The following is a 19,626-nucleotide window of genomic DNA, read 5'->3' on the forward strand; positions in this document are numbered from 1 at the left end:
TTTATTTCAGTATATTTAATAGTCCAAAATAGTACTGCAATGAAATACGAGAACAATCAATCCGGAAATGGCGGTGTGATCACTTTGAATAACGATACCGAGGAAATTGGCCGGTTAACTTATACGATTTTTCCTGAGGATCACAAGCTCATTATTTCTTTCGTATTGGTCCATCCGAAATTTGAGGGGCGTGGAATGGGCAAATTCCTGGTTGAAGAGGCGATCAGGTTTGCCAGAGAAAATCACTGGAAGATTTACCCGCACTGTTCCTATGCCCGATCAGTGATGAACCGGATGGAAGATGTGAAAGACCTTCTGCTGCCCAATTAAAAGAAAAAACTCAGGAAAATTTCCTGAGTTTTTTTACTAGATGGATTCCATCAGTTCATCAGTGATTTCCATATTATGATAGACGTTTTGCACATCGTCATCTTCTTCAAATCTGTCCAACATTTTCATATTGATTTTGAATTGATCTTCAGTGACTTCTTTCGTAATGTTTGGAATTCTTTGGAGCTCCGCGCTTTTCACTTCAATCCCTAATTCGTCCAGTTTGTGTGAAAGGTGCCCGAAATCCTCAAAAGCTGTGGTAATCATTACTTCCTCATCATCACTATCGATTTCTTCAGCGCCTCCATCAATCATCTCCATTTCGAAATCGTCCCAGTCCATAGTAATTAAAGCTTTGTCGATGGAGAAGATTCCCTTTCTGTCAAAGATAAAAGCGAGTTCCCCGTTTTTCCCCAGGTTTCCATCAAACTTATTGAAAACTGCGCGAACATTTGCCACGGTTCTGGTAGGATTATTGGTGGTGCACTCCACAAAGAAAGCCACTCCGCCTTGTCCGTAACCTTCATAGGTTATTTCTTCAAAGTTATCGGCATCTGCTCCACTTGCCTTCTTGATTGCTCTTTCCACATTATCTTTTGGCATGTTTGCTCCCTTCGCATTCTGGATGCACCTTCTGAGTGCGGGATTGGATTCGGGATCAGCACCTCCTGCTTTTACCGCGAGTGCGATGTCTTTTCCAATTTTTGAGAATGTTTTGGCCATTTTGTCCCAACGAGCCATTTTTGTTGCCTTCCGGTATTCGAATGCGCGTCCCATAATTTAGTTCTATTTTGTGTATGCAAAAATACAAATTTGGACACAAAAAAACACCCCCGAAAACCGAGGGTGTTCATTATTTAGAAAAACTTTTTAATTATTTTTTCTTTTTAGCTGGAGCTTTTTTAGCTGGAGCTTTTTTAGCCGGAGCTTTTTTCACAGGCTCTACAACGTCTGATTTTTTGTAATTTTCCCAAACAGTTGCATCTTCAATAGCAGTTACCACAACTTTTCTATCTTTTTGTCTTTCAGCGTCAGAAGCAGTAGCAGGTACAGTTGCCTTAGATTTACCAACTCCGATAGATTTCAATGCAGTTGGATCAACTCCTCTAGCATCTAGTCCATCAACTACGGCTTTAGCTCTTCTTCTAGAAAGGTCTAGGTTGTAAGCTTCAGAACCTTTTGCGTCAGTTTGACCTTCAAGTAGGTAGTTACCACCATCAGTTTTGATGATTTTGGCAGCTTCATCTAATTTAGCAGAAGACTCTTTAGTGATTGTTGCTTTATTGAAATCGAAATAGATATTTTTCAATACGCCTTCCACTTCAGAAGCAGTTACTGACTTAGGTTTTGGACAACCGTTGTATTCTTTCAATCCGAATACTGTAGGACAAGCATCGTCTTTATCAAGGATTCCGTCCCCATCAGTATCTGGCCAAGGACAACCTTTGTTTTCAGCTGGACCTGCAACTGTAGGACAAGCGTCATCTTTATCGATTACACCGTCACCATCAGTATCTGGCCAAGGACAACCGTTGTTTTCTTTTGGACCTGCTACGTCTGGACATTGATCATCGATATCTGGGATTCCGTCTCCGTCAGTATCAGGACATCCTTGGAATTCTGCCAAACCTGGGGTATCAGGACATCTGTCATCTTTATCTGGGATTCCGTCTTTATCTCTGTCAGTGTTTCCAAATCTAAACAAGATAGATGCAGAAGCTTGCCAGAAATTGGCGATATCTGATTTGTCAACTGGAGTTGCTACATAATCACCTTGGATACCTAAACCGAAGTTTTTAGTAAACCAGAAGTTAGACCCTAAACCAGTTGCAACAGTGAAGTGGTCTTTTTTTCTTTGGGTAAAAGGCTCTCCATTTGAGAAACCAGGATAATTAACATTGTGATAATAATCAGTAACTGGGAAAGTAACTCCTGAATAATCATGTCTCAAGTAGTTTGCACCAACTCTTACATAAGGATCAAACCAAGATTCTTCGTTCCAAAGTCCGTTGAATTTGAACTGCAAACCTAAACCTGTTTGTAGGAAGAATTGCTTATCCATCCCGATTCTTTTGTTGTCAATGTTTCCAACAGTAGTCTGCCAGTCAAGAACCAAATACTTGTTGAGGTTTCTTGCGACAGTTAATTTAGATAATGGTGGAGTAATTGTAAAGTTGTTAATACTATACAATCTGTTAGCGTCATCACCACCGAAAGCACTGGAAGCAACTTTGAAAGCGTTACCACCTCCCACAGCAACATGATTTACTCCATGCGCACCAACACCGATTAACCACGGATTGCTGGTCGTTTGAGCGAAAACAGTAGAGGCTACAGTGAGGGCCAATGCTGAAATTCCTAATTTTAGATTTTTCATAGAATTAAATGATTAAATAATTGATAATGCAAAATAAATATAATTTTTCTTTATAAACAAAGATTTTCCGAGTTTTTTTAACTTTTCTTTAATATTCTGTCGAGATTTCTTTTGGTATCTCTCTCTTTTATGCTCTCGCGCTTATCAAAGAGTTTTTTGCCACGTCCAAGTGCAATGAGAATTTTGGCTTTCCCCCTATCATTAATATAAAGCTTCAGAGGAATGATCGTGTTGCCGACATCTTTTAGTTTCTTTTCAAACTTTTGCAGTTCTCTTTTGTGCAAGAGCAATTTCCGTTCCCTTTTCGTCTTGTGGTTATAAAATGTTCCTAATTTGTACTCGTCAATCATCATATTAATGATGTACAATTCCCCATCAATAAACTGACAGAAAGATTCCGTGATACTTGCTTTGGAAGAACGCAGCGACTTGATCTCAGTGCCCGTCAAAACCATTCCGGCTTCAATTTCATCCAAAATTTCATACTCAAATCTTGCCCGTTTGTTTAGGATATTGATTGACTTTTCAAACTTCATGAACTGACTTTAAACAATTGATTATTTTACTGTTAAAAATTATTAAATTTTAACTTTTCCATCACAATTTTTTGCTACACAAATTTGATGCCGTTTTTTACACCCACCAAAAATCAAGCAGAGCATGTGCAGAGAAAAACCCGATTTCTTTTCGTATTTTTGCCGCAAATTTACAAAACTATATGTTAACAGTATCTAATCTATCCTTACAATTCGGGAAAAGAGTGCTTTTCGATGAAGTAAACATCATGTTTACCAAAGGGAACTGCTATGGAATTATCGGGGCGAATGGTGCCGGAAAATCCACTTTCCTCAAAATATTAACCGGAAAACAGGAAGCTACCTCAGGAAACGTTTCATTAGAACCCGGAAAAAGAATGTCGGTTTTGGAGCAGGATCACTTTGCTTATGACCATTTCACCGTTTTAGAAACCGTTTTGCGCGGAAACAAAAAACTTTTCGAGATCAAAGAGGAAATGGATGCGCTCTACGCAAAAGAAGATTTCTCAGATGCAGACGGAATCAAAGCTGGAGAATTGGGCGTAATCTATGATGAAATGGGCGGCTGGAATTCCGAATCCGATGCCATGACGATGCTCTCCAACGTAGGCATAAAAGATGACATGCATTACCAAATGATGGGCGAGCTAGAGAACAAAGACAAAGTAAAAGTCCTTTTGGCACAAGCATTATTCGGAAATCCAGATGTGCTGATTTTGGATGAACCAACGAACGACCTGGATATAGAAACCATTTCTTGGCTGGAAGATTTCCTGGCAGATTATGAAAACACCGTGATCGTGGTTTCCCACGACCGTCACTTCCTGGATGCCGTTTGCACCCATATTGGCGACCTTGATTATTCGAAACTGAACCTCTACACCGGAAATTATTCCTTCTGGTACCAAGCTTCCCAATTGGCAACTAGGCAAAGACAGCAACAGAATAAAAAAGCCGAAGAAAAGAAAAAAGAACTTCAGGAGTTCATCGCCAGATTCTCTTCTAACGTAGCAAAAGCAAAACAGGCCACTGCACGTAAAAAGATGATTGACAAACTCAATATTGAAGACATCAAACCTACTTCCAGAAGATATCCTGCAATTATTTTCGATACGGAGCGAGAAGCAGGCGACCAGATTTTGGAAATCAAAGGACTTGAAAAAACAAAAGATGGCGAACTCCTTTTTTCAAACATTGATTTGAACCTAAAGAAAGGAGACAAAGTAGCTGTGCTTTCAAAAAACTCTTTGGCGGTAACCGAATTTTTCCAAATCCTGGCCGGAAATTCAAATGCGGACCAAGGAACTTTCAATTGGGGCGTCACCACCACTCAGTCCTATATGCCGCTCGATAACTCAGATTTTTTCAAAGAAGACATCAACTTGGTGGATTGGTTGAGACAGTTCACGAAAAACGACGAAGAAAGACATGAAGAGTTCATGCGAGGTTTCTTGGGAAGAATGCTCTTTTCGGGTGACGAAGCATTAAAATCCTGTACCGTGCTTTCCGGAGGTGAAAAAATGCGTTGCATGTTCTCCAGAATGATGCTCCAAAAAGCAAATATCCTTTTGCTGGATGAACCAACCAACCATTTGGACCTAGAGAGCATCACCACCTTAAACAACTCGCTTTCCAGTTTCAAAGGTACTATTCTACTGGCTTCCCATGACCACGAGATGCTGGAAACCGTCTGTAACAGAGTGATTGAACTTACTCCAAAAGGTATTATCGACCGGGAAATGACTTACGACGAATACCTGCAAGACAAAAAAATCAAAGAACTTCAGCAGCAAATGTATTCATAAATACGAAGTACGAACTACGAAGTACGAACTACGAAGTACGAAGTTTGAAGACCTAAGAAAATGACCGCTCAAGAAATTGGGCGGTTTTTTTAGATTCTGCCTTTAATCCTCCGAAATCGGACTTCGGACTTTTTTCATTAAATTTGTAACCTATGAACCAAAAATGGATCTATAAACCGGAACCTGATGAAGACGTGGTGGACGCGCTCAGTTCTTCACTCGGATTCGGCACGTTCGAATCAAAAATCCTCGTTCTGCGAGGAATCGACAATTATCAGAAAGCAAGAGAATTCTTCAAACCAAAAATTGAAGACATTCACAATCCGTTCCTGATGAAAGACATGCAGATTGCCGTGGACCGGATTGCAACCGCCATCGAAAACGGCGAGAAAATTTTGGTTTACGGAGATTATGACGTGGATGGAACTACCGCAGTAGCGTTGATGTACCTCTACCTCAGCAAGATCGTTGACAAAAAATACCTCGATTTTTATATTCCAGACAGAAATACAGAAGGTTACGGAATTTCTACCGAAGGAATTGACTTTGCGAAAGAAAATAATTTTTCGCTGATTATCGCCCTAGATTGCGGAATTAAAGCGCTGGACAAGATTGATTATGCTGCGCAGCTCGGAATCGATTTCATTATCTGTGATCACCATTTACCCGGTGATGAAATTCCGAAAGCAGCTGCCGTCCTAGATCCGAAAAGAGTGGACTGCAGATATCCCTTCAAGGAACTTTCCGGTTGCGGTGTCGGCTTTAAACTTTGTCAGGGACTAAATACCATCTATAAAATCCCTGAATCAGAACTCTTCGAACTTGTTGATTTGCTGGCGATTTCCATTGCGGCAGACATTGTCTCGATGACCGGCGAAAACAGAGTCTTCGCAAAAATGGGATTGAAGATTTTAAGAAAAACCAGAAACTTGGGATTGCGATTGCTGATTCCCGAAGACAAATTGGCAACCTTCGAAATCTCCAATATCGTTTTTGAAATCGCACCAAAAATCAATGCGGCAGGAAGAATCTCACACGGAAAAGCAGCGGTGGAATTAATGGTTTCCGACAATTTGAAGCGGGCGCACCAAATCGTTGACGAAATCGTGAACCTGAATGACTCCCGCCGAGAAATGGATATGAGCTCCACCACAGAAGCTTTGGAGCAAATCATTTCCACAAATCAAATCTCCAATTTCACCACTGTGGTTTATGGCCCTGATTGGAATAAGGGAGTAATTGGAATCGTGGCATCCAGATTGACCGAGACCTACTATAAGCCCACCCTGGTTTTCACCGATGGAAATAATGGTGAATTGGTCGCTTCTGCCCGTTCTGTTTCCGATTTTGATGTGCATGACGCTTTGGAAGCGTGTTCAGAATTATTCCTAAAATTTGGAGGACACCCAGCTGCTGCAGGACTTTCAATGGCAAAAGACCAATTTGAGCTCTTTAAGGAAAAATTTGAAAAAGTAGTTTCAGAAAAAATTCAGGAGCACCAAAAAGAACCGAGCGTAAAAATAGATTCCGATGTGGAAATCGACGAACTGAACAAAGAGTTCTTTAATTTCCACCGAAAACTGGCCCCATTCGGACCACACAACATGAAGCCGATCTTGGTTCTTAAAAACCAAAAAGTTTCGGGCTATGTGAAAACAATGGGAAAGGATGGAAGCCACCTCAAATTCTATATCAAACAGGAATCCACCGGAAGAAATATTGAATGTGTCGGTTTCAAATTAGGGAAATTTGCCGATGATTTCAGAGAAAAAAACTTCGACATTGCTTTTACTGCAGAAGAAAATCACTGGAAAGGAAATGTGACGTATTATTTGAACATTCGAGATGTGAAATTTCACGAGAAGGAAGACCAAAAAGCGAAATTGAAAGAAGCTACCAGTTAATTTTGGGTGAAATTTGAGACCAAACTTTCAACGGATCACAACATTTCATGCCTTTCGAAAGGTTTTGTCCGGTCAAAAAGATATCGGTAAGTTGCTAATTTGCGGGTGACGCCAGTTTCAAGATTTTCGGCAATTGCAAGCATTTTCGGATTGAAATCGCCAATCCACTGCATTTCATAATCCTCAAAACTGGTGGTCTTTCTAAAATGCTTTGTTCCTTCCCAAATCATATATCCGTCGATTCCCTTTTTTTGCCATTCCGGAACGATCCCGAAAACCAGGCCAACCATTTTTTTGTTTTTCTTGAAATTTTTAATCCAAAGCCATTTCAGTTTTTGCCAAATCCCGAATTTTCCGTTCAGGTATTTAAACCACTGATTCAGGTCGGGAATATTCATCCACATTGCAATCGGTTTTTCATTTTCATAAATAAACCAGGAAATATGTTCATTGATGACGGGCTTCAAAGTCTTAAAAAGTTTCAGGGTCTGCACCTCGGAGAGCTGTTTTCCTTCGCCATGACGTGACCAGGCTTTGTTGTAAATCTGGGTAAAATCTTTCGCGAATTTTTCCAGTTCTTTCACCATCAACCTTTTTGCATAAATGTTTTTATTTTCTGAAACCCTTCGGTGCATTTCCAAGAAATTCTCTGCAACCGGAGCATGAACTTTTCGACCAAAACAGAGCTGATTAAAATAAATCTGAAAACCATAATTCTCAAAAAGCTGTTTATAATAAGGTGCATGATAATTCATTCCATAAAGCGGCTCAAAAAACCCTTCGATCAAAAGTCCCCAGAACTTGTCCCGTTCCCCGAAATTGATCGGTCCATCCATCGCTTCCATTCCTCTCTCCTGAAGCCAGTTTTTTGCAAAATCAAATATACAGTCGGCCGTTTTCTGGTCATCCACACAATCAAAAAAACCGATTCCGCCGGTCGGCTGTTTCTGTTTATATTTTTTATTGATAAAAACCGCGATCTTGCCAACGGTCTCATTTTGGTCATTGACAAAGAGAAAACGTTCACTTTCTCCGTTTCGGAAATTCCTGTTTTTCTTCGAGTCAAAAACATCTTCCACATCCTTATCCAAAGGTCGGATATAATTTTTATCATGAGAAAAAATCCTGGCCGGAAAATCCAGAAACTCTTTTCTGTGGCGATCTGAAACTACTTTTAAAACCTTCATTTTTCAAAAATAGAAAATATTTGTGTTGGCCATAAAAATTGAATCGCTTTTTTTACTAACTTTATTGAAACTTCAAACTCGTGAAAAAGACGTTGGTCATTTTTGCCCACCCCTATTTTGAGTATTCCACCACCAATGTGGAATTGATAAAAGTTTATGAAGATTCGGGAGATTTTGAGTTTAAAGATTTGTATGAAGAGTATCCCGATTTCCATATCGCGACATTTCGGGAAAGGAAACGGATCGTCAATTATGACCGATTGATTTTCCACTTTCCTTTGATTTGGTTCGGAATGCCGCCACTTTTGCGGCTTTGGATTGATGAAGTTTTCGATATGAACTGGATTGCCAAAGAAAATGACCCGCTCTCTAACAAAGATGCCTTCATCATTGTGACCACCGGCGGAAAAGAACAGAACTACACCGAAGACGGACTTTATGGCGCCACGATTTCCCAACTCATGCTTCCGCTCCGGCTTGCCCTAAAAGTGAACAATATTGAGGTAAAGGAGATCATCGCCATTCACAGCGCAGATGATTTGAAGGAAGATGCCCTCAAAGAAATAGCCGAACAGATCAGGAAAAAGCTCAATACAGAATGAATGATACCTCACTTGCCATCACCACGCTGATTTTTTTGGGTGCGGCGATCATCATGGTTCCTCTGGTTCGCAGATTGGGACTCAGTTCTGTGATTGGGTATATCATAGGTGGAATCATCATTGGCCCTTTTTGCCTGAAATTAACCGGAAAAGATACCGCCGACATCATGCATGCCACAGAATTTGGGGTGATTATGCTGCTTTTTTTGGTGGGGCTGGAAATTGCACCCAGAAAATTCTGGATGATCAGACAGCAGATTTTAGGAATGGGACTCAGCCAGATGGCCATCACTTCTGCAGTCTTGTTCCTGATTTTCTATCTCGCAAAATGGCGGGTGGATCAGGCTTTTGTTGTGGCACTGTGTTTTTCGCTTTCTTCCACGGCGATTGTTTTGCAGACCTTAAAAGAAAAAAACATTTTCAGGACAGATACGGGAACTGCCTCATTTTCAATATTGCTTTTCCAGGATATTTCGGTGATTCCCATCCTGGCTTTGTTGCCGATTTTAGCCAAAAGGTCGCCGGAAGACGAGAAACAGATTTTGCTGCAATATCTTCCGGATTGGCTGCAGCCGTTCTCCATCATTATCGGTGTAGCGGTTTTGATTTTTTTGGGGCGCTACATTTTCGTTCCGTTCCTGCGCTACGTCTCGAAATCCGGAATGCCGGAACTGCTCACCGCGTCATCACTGTTTTTGGTTGTCGGCGTTTCTGAACTGATGTATTCGGTTGGATTGAGTCCGGCTTTAGGCGCATTCATTGCAGGCGTAATGTTGGCAAACAGCGAGTTTCGCCATGAACTGGAAAGCCAAATCAATCCATTCAAAGGACTGCTTCTGGCGGTGTTTTTCGTGAGTGTGGGTTCCACCATTAATTTCTTGGTGATCCGGCAAGATCCGATGTTTATTTTCACGTTGGTTTCGGTAGTTTTACTGGTTAAGTTCCTTGTTCTCTATGCCATTGGAAAATATTTCAAACTGAAAATCAATCAGAATTTCTTACTTGCATTTGCGCTCTCGCAAGTGGGTGAATTCGCCTTCGTTTTACTGAACTATTCCACGAAACTTTACCTTTTAAGTCCAAAATTAAATGCACAACTGATGGCGGTGACGGCGATCACCATGTGCATTACTCCAATTCTTCTAATCATCAATGAGAAATTTATAGAACCGAGGACTTTAAAAGTAAATGATTTGGATGATCATCCCGAAATTCACGTGGCTCAGCAAAAAATCATTCTCGTCGGTTTTGGGCATTTTGGAAGCACGGTGGGAAGATTGCTTCGGGTAAACGGAATTAAGGCAACCATTTTGGATAATGATGCGGAAAGGATTAACCTATTACGTTCAAACGGATTTAAGGTCTATTACGGTGATGCGACGAAACCGGAAACCCTTCGTTCTGCCGGTGCAGAAACAGCCGATTTGTTGATTCTTTGTTTAGATGACATTGAAAGCAATAAATCCATCACGGAATACGCCAAAAAACATTTTCCGCAACTGAAGATTTTCGTGCGCGCCAAAAACCGCCTCGATGCTTATGATTTCATCAACAATAATGTGGAAAACATCTACCGGGAAACTTTGGGAACCGCCGTGGATATGGCGGTCGACGTTTTGAAGGCAACAGGAATGCGCGCTTATGCTGCCAGAAGATTAGGCAGAAGATTCATGCTGATCGATAAAGCGATGGTGAGAAAATTGGCAAAAGAGCAATTGAAAGACAAGGTGACTTTTACCATGAAGGAATCCCTGGAAAAAGAAGAAGAACTTCTTGCCGAAGACAGCCACTCCTTTGACGAAACGCAATGGAATGATAATGAGGAGTATATGAATTAATGGAAGCTTTCAGATGGTGAGTAATGATTTCCCTCAAAACCATCCTCACCGAAATATTTGTGGCGGAAAAGCATTAGTAATCCGGGCAGTCTTTTAGCTTAATGTTCGAAAGGTTTATGGTCTTATCTTTCAAAGTTACTTTCACATCGGGAAAAGTTCCTTCCATGCAATCGCCGGATTGGTCATTGAAATCGCCGTTTGAAGCTTCAATTTTTACTTCTTTTCCGGAAAGCGTGTAATTGTTTTCATTAAAATCGTAGCTGGTAAGCGCATAATCGTTTCCATCAATTCTGATATTTCCGCTGTTTGTATTTTGGTCGAAATAAAACAGGGTCAATCCATCTTTGGAAAAGACTGAACGAGCTTTTCCTGCAGAAATATCCTGTGGATTAATCAAAAAAAGTGCGGCTGAATCGGGCGTTTCAAGTGACGGATTTTGCAGACTATCGGTTTTCGACAGAGCGGAACTGTCTGTAATTGTTTTTTCGGAAATGGCTTCATTATCTTTCGTGCAGGAAACCAGCATGGAGAAAATCATTAAAACTGTAAGTAGATTCTTCATTTTTGCAGCGTTAAATTTCTTTTTGCTGCAATAACCGTTCCTTTATAATTTCTGATGTTGTTTGACCAAAACCAAATAGGACCATGGTTTTAATTTCAAGTTGGTTTTTTCTTTGATGTCAAAAATCTGGTCTGTGAAAAGCTCCCTGTACTTTCCCTGAAAATATTGGGTATCCAGATCTACATTCACTTCCTTATCGGAAAAATTCAAAATCGGAAAAACGGCATCCAGATTTTGTTCCCGATAAAAAGAAATGACTTTAAGCGGTTGACTGTTGACCACACGAATCATTTCGCCGCCATATTTTCCGTTCCAAAGTGCCTGGTTTTCATGTTTCAGGTGGAAAAGTTTGGTGAAAAGGATTTCGTTTTCATCCTGTTTCCACTCGATCGGGTCTTTGTCAAAAAATTGGAGACTTCGGTTCAAACCCGCTTCTTGACCGCTGTAGCAAAGCATCATGCCATTCACCACTCCGGTCATCACGATGGCTGTTTTCAATCCGTCGCCGAAATTGAGATATGGATTCCCTTCCCATGAATTCTTGTCGTGATTATCGGTGAAAACCATTCGATACGCATTTCTCGGAACCGAATTTACATCGTGTGATAGATATTCCACCAATCCGCCTAATTTCTGATGATTGACCGCTTCACGGAGCTGATCCCACAAAGTCCAGGAATAAGTCATGTCAAATGATTTCTTGTAAAGATCCCTGCTTTCCCATTCGGCAAGCATGAAAACCGGTTTAATTTGCTCCAGTTCGGCTCTTGCGTTTTCCCAAAAATCGACGGGAATAAATCCAGCGACATCCGCTCTGTAGCCATCTATATTGGTTTCTTTGACCCAGAACTTCAAAGATTCCGTCATGTATTTTCTGAAGTCGGGATGATCATAGTCAAAGTCGATCACATCATCCCAATCGTACCACGGTGTTGGCTGGAAATTTCCCGAACGTGTTTTCGTGTACCAATCCGGATGTTGCCTGCTCAGTGGGTTGTCCCATGCGGAATGGTTTCCGACCCAGTCTATGATCACATACATTCCCATGGAATGGATTTTATTGACCAACTCTTTGAAATCCTGCATGGTTCCAAACTCCGGATTGATTCCCCGGAAATCTTTTACCGAATAGTAACTTCCCAATCTGCCTTTCCGGTTTTTTTCGCCAATGGGATGAATCGGCATCAACCAAATGATGTCCACACCCATTTTTTTGAGCCGTGGCAAATGGTTTTCAAAAGCCTTGAAAGTTCCTTCCCGGGTATATTGACGGAGATTCACCTCATAGATTGTGGCGTTTTTGCTCCATTCCGGGTGTGTGATTTCCACGTATTCTTTCGGTTGATAGCGCGGATCCTTGTTTTGCGACAAAAGAGTAATGAATCCAGACAGGCAAAAAATGAGCGAAAAAAAGGAATGTTTCATTTTGATGGTTTCCTCAAAATTAGGAAAAAAAATGAGTTCCCACGCACGGAATCGATTTTAGAAATCCAAGCTTTGGATCGCAAGCTTATATCCGCTCAAACCAAACCCGCTCAGTACACCATCGGTATTTGCAGCGGTAACCGATTTTTGCCTGAATTCTTCCCTTTTGTAAATGTTTGAAATGTGGACCTCGATTTTTGGTTTAGAAATATTTTTGAGGCAATCTGCAATTGCATAGGAATAATGCGTGAAAGCACCGGGATTTACGATCAGGGCATCAAAATCATCTTCCTGCATTCGGTTGATGATTTCACCTTCCAGATTGGATTGGTAATATTGGATTTCATGCTGTGGAAATGCTACTTTCAAAGATTCCAGAAGGTTTTCCATGGAGACATTTCCATAGATTTCCGGTTCGCGTGTTCCGAGTAGATTGAGGTTGGGTCCGTTGAGGATGAGGATTTTCATAGTCTGGAAAAGTCAAAGTTACGCATAAAAAAACTTCCGAAAAAATTCGGAAGTTTAAGTAGCCCCAACCGCAGAAATTTCGAAACATTTTTCGGGCGGTTTGGAGCGGTAAAAGATGTTACAAGAGAATGAGATTAGGATTTACAGGCGGAGTTGCGCTTTATTTGTCCTTGGCTCAACGGAAGTGCTTTTTATCAATTCTTGCCATTTTTGAAAAAGTACCCAATTGAAACCATCCAACCCCGATTGTATATTTTTATATTATCGGTTTGGGGGTCTCCATTCACATAGCTGCTGGCATATTGAAAAATATCGGTTAAACCATGCGTGTATTTCGCTCCGATGGATACTCCTATCGGCAATTGGTATTCCAATCCTATATTGATGCCGAAATCAAGCTTCTGAAGGTACTTGTTTTCGCTTTCATCATTGTTTGGGGCTCCAAAGATACCCGAATCGCCAAAAGCATTTCCATTGTTGTCTTTCCGTTGTATTTTGGCTCCGAGCAATGCACTAATATAAGGACCTGCATATACTTGAAATCCTTTGGATTGAAATGCAGCATTGAAGGGCTGCAGTTCTAAATAATTCATTGTCAGCTTTGAGGAGTACCGCCCATTGATGCTGTCACTAAGTTGTACTCCGGCAATTTTGTGGTTGAAAATCAGTTCATGTTTTAGCCAGAAATGTGTTCCGATTTTATTATCTACTATCAATCCAAAATGATAACCCGGTTGGCAAGTTGCTTTATCTTCAGCAAAGACATATCCTATATCTTTCCCGTAAATCGTGGAATAGCCGATTCCCGCTTTGATACCGAATGAAACCTTATTGCGGCTGAATAAGTGGTTTCTAAAATCCGAAGCGGTATCAATAGAGGCTTTTTGCGCATTGGAAACAATGTAAAAAGACAGTGCGAATATGATGCTCAATATTTTTTTCATGCGTTTGTTTTAGAAATTAATATCCCAAATACCCGCTGCTCTTTCAAGTTCTACCAAAGCAGAGGCATGATTAAAAAGTGTTTGATAGTAGTTTTGTTGTACCTCATTGTAGGTTCGCTGTGCATTCAGCACTTCCAGCAATGTGGTTTCACCGCGCTTATAGCTATAGATTTTGCCCTCCAGAATAGTCTTTGCCTCAGCAAGCAATCCAGTATTGAATTGGGCAACCTGTTTTTGTGCTGCTTGGTAATTGAAATAAGCCTGCGTTACTTCTGCCTGCACCTGCAATTCGGTCTGTTTATATTGGGCTTCGGATTGCAAGGTGGTATAATAAGCCGTCTTTAATTCCCCCGAACGATTATTGGAAAATTTCAAGGGAATGCTAATGCCAATAACCGTTTGTGTAGTTGACGGTGTGGGTGCAATGGTATTTCGGACATAGGACGAATAAGTAATACCGCCAGTTAAGCCCAAGTCAATTACCCTATTGGCTTTTGCCAGCTGAAGAATTTTTTGGGAAACGTCTTTATTCTGTAAGGCAGCCATCAGGTCGGCTCGGGTATTTTGTGCATTGAGAATAAGATCCGCTAGAATAAAGTTTCGGTCAAAGGTTGTGAAATGATCAACAGCTGTAGTAAGGGTATCGCTTTGTTCCGCTCCCATTAACAAGTTCAGATTAACGAGTGAGGTTTTCCAGTCGGCAATGGTTTGATAAAGATCATTGAGCATAGTCCCGGCCTCCAGTTTACTTTGTTTTGCATCCACATTGGGAATAGCGCCCAATTTCGCGCGTATGCTGTCCGATTTTGCCAATTTGTCCATCGCCTGGTAAGAATTTAGCAAGACCTTTACCAAATGTTCCTTTTGAATGGCGTCAAAATATTGAATAGTAGCATCTGCGCGAAGATTTCTGAAATAATCCTGCAGCAGATATTTGGTGAGCTCCGTTTCACTTTTGGCAAGGTTTATTCTTGCTTTTCGCTTGCCTCCCAATTCGATTGTCCAACCGATGGCGGCATTATAGCCATATCCCATATTCATTCTGCGCTGCCCGTTGTCAAACCAACCGGTACTCAATTCAGGATCAGGGAATACTTTTGCGCTTTCTATGCCTGCCTCGGAAATTTTCACATTGAATTTTTCCGCCGCATAGCCTACGTTATTCTTTCCCACCAACTCTATATAATCCTGATAGGATATAGGTTTTTTTTGAAATGCAGTATCCGATTGACTGTATGCCAGATCGGCAAGTAATGCAAAGCCGATTAAAAAGCACATTTTATATCCTGGTGTCATTTTTTATTTTTATAATTAAACCTTGCTGTCATTATTTTTCACACTTCTTTTTTCTAACAAATAGTAAAGGGAAGGCAGCGCATATAAAGTAATGGCTGTGGCAAAAAGCAACCCGTAAACGATCACGGTAGCCAGCGGTCTTTGCACATCGGAACCAATGCCCGTGGCCAAAGATGCAGGCAGCAACCCCAATATAGCAACAGTGGCGGTCATCAATACCGGTCTGAAACGCTGCCTTGATCCTTCCCAGACCGCATTTTCCAAGGAATAGCCGTTTTTCCTTAGCATATTGAATTGGGAAATCATAAGAACGCCATTTTGAATAGCCACCCCGAATAAAGCAATGAACCCAACAGCCGAAGACACGTTGAGGGTCATTCCCCTTATATTTAAAGCAAGCATACCACCGAACAACGCAAGGGGAACCATGCTCATTAATAAGCCCGCCTGCGAAAAGCTGCCAAATGCACCGTAAAGCAGAATAAACATAATTGCCAGTGCCATAGGTACAATTATCGCCAAATGTTGATAAGCCCTGTTTTGGTTTTCAAACTGGCCGCCCCATTTAATGCTATATTTATTGTGGTCATATTTTACCTCTTTTTCAATTTTTGCCTGCGCTTCTTTCAGGAAGGAGGTCAGGTCGTTTCCACGAAGGTTCAGCCGGACGGTCAATTGGCGTTTATTCATTTCCCTCGAAATGGTGCTTTCTCCTGTGTTCAGTTTTACTTCTGCCACCTGTGACAATGGAATTTTTGCACCTGCCTCATTGGTAAGCATCAGATTTCCTATTTTCTCTGGTGTATTCCGACTGTCTTCGCTATACCGGCATATAATATCATATACTTTAACACCCTGGAAAACCTGCGAAATAGGTTTTCCACCAATAGCTGTTTCTATAAGGTCTGACACATCAGCAACATTTAAACCGTATTGCGCAATCTTATTTCGGTCAGCGGTAATCTGGAGTTGTGGCAATGGTGGTTCCTGGTCAATAGCCAGATCTGCTGCACCTTTTACTTTTTTGAGTGTGGCCAGTACCTCTTCAGCAATTCTGCGGGTTTCTTTAAAATCCTCTCCATATATCTTTACGGCCAACTCGCTATGCGCCCCGGCTATTTTATCCATCACCCCATCAATCATGGGTTGGGAGAAAGCCACATTGTATCCGGGCATTCCGTCATATTCAGCAGCCAGTTCATTGATCAAATCTGCTTTTGTTTTACCGTTTTTCCAGTCTTTGTAAGGCAACAGTCCCACGCTGCATTCAAAATGCGAAGGGGTCCAGGCATCGGTCCCGTCATCATTTCGGCCTGCCTGCACCATTATGTAGGTTACTTCAGGATATTTCAGCGTTCGTGCACGCAGCGTGTCACTCATTTCTTTAGACTTTTCCACGGTAATACCGGGAGGAAGCGATACCTGCAACCAGATAGAGCCTTCATCCAATGGAGGCAAAAAGTCTTTACCGACGGTATAGGTTAACGCCACAGCACCTGAAAATATCAGAATTAATGGCAGGAATACACTTTTGGGTTTATTTAATAATTTCCCTACTCGACTGTGATAGAGATTAGTTAAGCGTTCCAGCCATTTGTTGTGATATATTTTTTGGGGTTTCCGATAAACGGCATACGCCAATCCGGGAATAAGAAACAATGCCACCAGCAAAGCGCCAAGCAGTGCATAACCCACCGTGAACGCCATTGGGGTAAACAGCTTTTTTTCTATGCGTTCAAAAGCAAACAATGGCAAATAAGCTGTAATGATAATAATGGTTGCAAAAAATATAGGTCTTGCCATTTGCTTTACCAATGCCACAACACCTGCTTCTGTGAGTTCTTCTTTTTCATGGTCTTCCCTTTGTTTCAGCACCGCCTCCATCATCACAATGGCCCCATCTACAATAATTCCGAAATCAATGGCTCCTAATGACAATAGATTTGCCGGAATGTTGGTGAAATGCATCAATACAAAAGCAGTGAGCAATGATATGGGAATAGTGACAGCAACCAATAAGGCACCCCTCCAGCTTCCGAGAAACAGAATGAGGACGATAATAACCAGACCCATTCCTTCCAGTAATGTTTTAGAAACGGTATGCAGTGTGGTATCTACCAGATTCGTACGATCTAAAAACGGATGGATTTTAACGCCCTCCGGAAGAATACCATTATTTAAATCGTCAACAGCTTCATTAACTCCTTTTAATACCACGGAAGGGTTTTGGCGTTTTAATAAAAGAACAATACCCTCTATATTGTCTGAATAATTTGCTCCCCGTTTATCAGAATATCCTAAAGCGCCTTTCCGTTCCAGATTTCCGTATTTTATACTGCCAATATCATTCATAAAAACGGGAGTGCCGTTCACTGATTTTACGACTACCTTTCCAATATCGTCCAGCGTTCTTACCAGTCCTATACCTCTTACCACATACGATTGATCGCCACGGTTCATCACGCTACCTCCCGCATTGGTATTATTGGCACCCACTTTAGCTGCCACATCGTTCAGGGAAATATTGTACTGCTCCATCTTGTGTGGGTCAAGCTCTATCTGGAACTGGGTAGTGATGCCTCCAAAATTGGTTACATCTGCAACGCCGGGAACCTGCTTGATCCGGGGCATGATGACGAAATTCTGAAGGTCGGTAAGCTCCCGCAGGTCCTGCGTTTTGCTTTCAATGATATAACGGAATATTTCTCCTGTTGGAGACGTCAGCGGATCGAGACCGGGTTTTGCTCCATAAGGCAGTTCAAGATCAGCCAGGCGCTCCTGGATGCGTGTCCTAGCGAAGTAATCGTCTGTACCGTCTTCAAAAACAATCGTTACCATTGAAAGCCCGAAGGTACTTTTGCTACGCATCACATGCATTCCGGGTAAACCGTTAATGGCCCGCTCTATAGGAATGGTGATCTGCTGTTCCACTTCCTCGGCAGCAAGACCGGGAACCTGCGTTACGACCTGTGAAGTAACATCTCCGATATCGGGATAGGCTTCAATAGATAACTGCGTCCATGAGTAGTACCCAAAGAAAGACAATAGTGTAAACAGCGCCAGTATCAGACCACGTTTGGTGATGGTATGATTGAATATTTTTTTCACTTCAATATTTTTATGTTTGTATTTTGAACTATTTTGCGTCTAGCAGGTAGAACGCCCCCTCACTGATGATTACATCTCCATTCGCCAATCCGGAGAGGATCTGTATTTTGCCCTGGTCTGTTATCCCGGTTTCCACGTAGCGCTTTACATATCGATCTTTGCCCACCTGTAGCATTACGTAGCTTTTGTCATTATACTGTAAAAGTGATTTTTCGGGGACAAAAATAGCATTGGTGGGATTGTCCATCAACTTTACCGTTACATACATACCGGGTTTAAGAAGGCGATCGGTGTTGGGGCATTCAATCAATACCTGTACGCTCCGGGTGTCCTCATTCACTATTTCATCAATGTGATAAATACTTCCTTTTATTTTTTTGTCGGGGAAAGCGGCAATGGAAACTTCAGCATTATCCAGACCCTGAATAAAGCGAAGGTCTTTTTCTTTAACCATGCCCACCACCCATACTTTGCCCAGCTCTGCAACTTTTGCACGTGGTGGGTCATCCGATTTAATGAATTGCCCCATGACGACCTCATTTGTTATCACTTCTCCGGCAATTGGCGATCTTACCACAAGCGGCTGGCCGAATACCAATTTATTTACATCCACATTGAATATTTTGAGCGATGCCATTGCATTCTGGTACTCCTTCTGTTTAATCTGATAATTGGTTTCCGCTTCTTCTAGGTCTTTTTCCGCTCCTACCCCATGCGCTTTTAAATCTTGCTGCCGCTTCATCGTAAGCCCCGCATTCTGGTATTCGGATTTTGCCTGGAAGAACAATTTTTGCGCATCGGTAAATTCGGCGGAGGTCATTTCAAACAAAGGTGTACCGGGTTTCACTTTCAGCCCCAATCGCAAATGGACGGCTGTAACACGACCGGAAAAAGGCGGAGCTATTTCCGCATACAGATTGGGGATGGCTTTTACCGTACCTGCTGACAGCAATTCCGGCCGATATTCCTGGGTTTCCACCGTAAAGGTTTTTAGCTGAGATTTCACTTTTGCCTGGCTGCCTACCGCAATAGTATCATTACTAATGGCAAAATCCTCTATCTTCCCCTCTTCTCCTTTACCGTGGCAGCTCAAGATGACCAATGAAACAATAGGGACAAAAAAAGTTTTCCTTACCTTGATCTTGAATGTTGTCATCATCATTTTATTTGTACTATTTTTAGTTTTGACCTTATGGCGAATGCTGATATAACCATAAAGGGATTTATGATTTTTTCAGTGCAAA

At 41.6% G+C, this 19,626-nt stretch carries 16 protein-coding genes; 5 read left to right on the forward strand and 11 right to left on the reverse strand.

Translation table 11 applies throughout. The features are described from left to right. Positions 1-39: 39 nt before the first annotated feature. Positions 40-330, forward strand: coding sequence for a GNAT family N-acetyltransferase (locus ACM44_RS10385; RefSeq protein ID WP_048499984.1), 291 nt, complete (start codon positions 40-42; stop codon positions 328-330). Between the two features lie 36 nt (positions 331-366). Here ACM44_RS10385 and ACM44_RS10390 read toward each other — a convergent pair whose 3' ends face one another. The 3 genes from ACM44_RS10390 to smpB form a co-directional block, all read right to left on the reverse strand. Continuing rightward, positions 367-1,107 (reverse strand): YebC/PmpR family DNA-binding transcriptional regulator, encoded by a 741-nt coding sequence (locus tag ACM44_RS10390; protein WP_048499985.1) that lies wholly within the window; start codon positions 1,105-1,107, stop codon positions 367-369. Positions 1,108-1,204: 97 nt separating this feature from the next. Beyond that, the gene (locus ACM44_RS10395) at positions 1,205-2,707 is read right to left on the reverse strand and encodes an OmpA family protein (protein ID WP_048499986.1); all 1,503 of its coding nucleotides are present in this window, start codon (positions 2,705-2,707) and stop codon (positions 1,205-1,207) included. A gap of 77 nt (positions 2,708-2,784) precedes the next feature. Next, complete coding sequence (smpB, locus tag ACM44_RS10400) at positions 2,785-3,243, reverse strand: SsrA-binding protein SmpB (protein ID WP_048499987.1); 459 nt, start codon at positions 3,241-3,243, stop codon at positions 2,785-2,787. A 182-nt stretch (positions 3,244-3,425) separates the two neighbouring features. On the opposite strand from smpB, the gene ACM44_RS10405 reads away from it, so the two are divergent. Both ACM44_RS10405 and recJ read left to right on the forward strand, forming a co-directional pair. Next, positions 3,426-5,048, forward strand: a complete 1,623-nt coding sequence (locus ACM44_RS10405; RefSeq protein WP_048500057.1) for an ABC-F family ATP-binding cassette domain-containing protein — start codon at positions 3,426-3,428, stop codon at positions 5,046-5,048. A 152-nt stretch (positions 5,049-5,200) separates the two neighbouring features. Continuing rightward, positions 5,201-6,952, forward strand: a complete 1,752-nt coding sequence (gene recJ / locus ACM44_RS10410) for a single-stranded-DNA-specific exonuclease RecJ (protein ID WP_048499988.1) — start codon at positions 5,201-5,203, stop codon at positions 6,950-6,952. Between the two features lie 35 nt (positions 6,953-6,987). Here recJ and ACM44_RS10415 read toward each other — a convergent pair whose 3' ends face one another. Then, a complete protein-coding gene (locus tag ACM44_RS10415; protein WP_048499989.1) occupies positions 6,988-8,139 on the reverse strand; it encodes a hypothetical protein in 1,152 nt (383 codons plus the stop codon). An 80-nt stretch (positions 8,140-8,219) separates the two neighbouring features. On the opposite strand from ACM44_RS10415, the gene ACM44_RS10420 reads away from it, so the two are divergent. Together ACM44_RS10420 and ACM44_RS10425 are read left to right on the forward strand one after the other, a co-directional pair. Further along, positions 8,220-8,741 carry an NAD(P)H-dependent oxidoreductase gene (locus tag ACM44_RS10420; protein WP_048499990.1) on the forward strand — a complete coding sequence of 174 codons (522 nt, stop codon included), beginning with the start codon at positions 8,220-8,222 and terminating at the stop codon, positions 8,739-8,741. After that, a complete protein-coding gene (locus tag ACM44_RS10425; protein ID WP_048499991.1) occupies positions 8,738-10,579 on the forward strand; it encodes a monovalent cation:proton antiporter-2 (CPA2) family protein in 1,842 nt (613 codons plus the stop codon). The genes ACM44_RS10420 and ACM44_RS10425 overlap by 4 nt, the downstream gene beginning before the upstream one ends. Before the next feature lie 73 nt (positions 10,580-10,652). On the opposite strand, the gene ACM44_RS10430 is transcribed toward ACM44_RS10425, so the two are convergent. The 7 genes from ACM44_RS10430 to ACM44_RS10460 form a co-directional block, all read right to left on the reverse strand. Continuing rightward, positions 10,653-11,141 (reverse strand): hypothetical protein, encoded by a 489-nt coding sequence (locus ACM44_RS10430; RefSeq protein ID WP_152669339.1) that lies wholly within the window; start codon positions 11,139-11,141, stop codon positions 10,653-10,655. Between the two features lie 42 nt (positions 11,142-11,183). Further along, positions 11,184-12,566, reverse strand: coding sequence for an alpha-amylase family glycosyl hydrolase (locus ACM44_RS10435; protein ID WP_152669340.1), 1,383 nt, complete (start codon positions 12,564-12,566; stop codon positions 11,184-11,186). A 57-nt stretch (positions 12,567-12,623) separates the two neighbouring features. Further along, positions 12,624-13,034: a type II 3-dehydroquinate dehydratase gene (aroQ, locus tag ACM44_RS10440; RefSeq protein ID WP_048499993.1), complete on the reverse strand. Its 411-nt coding sequence runs from the start codon at positions 13,032-13,034 to the stop codon at positions 12,624-12,626. Between the two features lie 194 nt (positions 13,035-13,228). Then, complete coding sequence (locus ACM44_RS10445; protein WP_048499994.1) at positions 13,229-13,978, reverse strand: outer membrane beta-barrel protein; 750 nt, start codon at positions 13,976-13,978, stop codon at positions 13,229-13,231. Positions 13,979-13,987: 9 nt separating this feature from the next. Further along, positions 13,988-15,274: a TolC family protein gene (locus ACM44_RS10450; RefSeq protein WP_241477172.1), complete on the reverse strand. Its 1,287-nt coding sequence runs from the start codon at positions 15,272-15,274 to the stop codon at positions 13,988-13,990. A 15-nt stretch (positions 15,275-15,289) separates the two neighbouring features. Continuing rightward, positions 15,290-18,382, reverse strand: a complete 3,093-nt coding sequence (locus tag ACM44_RS10455) for an efflux RND transporter permease subunit (RefSeq protein WP_048499996.1) — start codon at positions 18,380-18,382, stop codon at positions 15,290-15,292. A 28-nt stretch (positions 18,383-18,410) separates the two neighbouring features. Further along, complete coding sequence (locus tag ACM44_RS10460; protein WP_048499997.1) at positions 18,411-19,544, reverse strand: efflux RND transporter periplasmic adaptor subunit; 1,134 nt, start codon at positions 19,542-19,544, stop codon at positions 18,411-18,413. Between the last annotated feature and the right edge of the window lie 82 nt (positions 19,545-19,626).

Origin of the sequence: Chryseobacterium koreense CCUG 49689, assembly GCF_001045435.1 — a bacterium.
Lineage (GTDB): Bacteria > Bacteroidota > Bacteroidia > Flavobacteriales > Weeksellaceae > Kaistella > Kaistella koreensis.